At 60.6% G+C, this 322-nt stretch carries 1 protein-coding gene; it reads left to right on the plus strand.

What is annotated here, in order from left to right:
- On the plus strand, positions 1-322 hold a 322-nt coding region (locus tag B2W52_RS19085), incomplete at both ends, for a Mu transposase domain-containing protein (RefSeq protein WP_414673519.1).

Consider the following 322-nt stretch of genomic DNA (forward strand, 5'->3'; position numbering starts at 1 on the left):
TTCGAGACACTGGATCAACCAGCTCTGCGGCCCTTGCCGAAACAGCCCTATGAGTACGTCGAGATCCGGCGTTGCCGCGTTAACATCGATTACCACATCGAGTTCGAGCAGCACCATTACTCAGTCCCTCACCAGTACGTGGGAGAGCAGGTGGAAGTCCAGGTCAGCGACCACCTGGTGCAGATCCACTTCCGGCAACGCCAGGTGGCAAGTCACCCACGGCGTCACAGGCCGGGCACCACTACCGAAGCTGGTCACATGCCTACCCGGCACCGCAAACATCAGCAATGGACCCCTGGCCGTCTCAAGAACTGGGCCCGGG

This window comes from Marinobacter sp. UBA2498 (assembly GCF_002341575.1).
GTDB classification, from domain to species: domain Bacteria; phylum Pseudomonadota; class Gammaproteobacteria; order Pseudomonadales; family Oleiphilaceae; genus Marinobacter; species Marinobacter manganoxydans.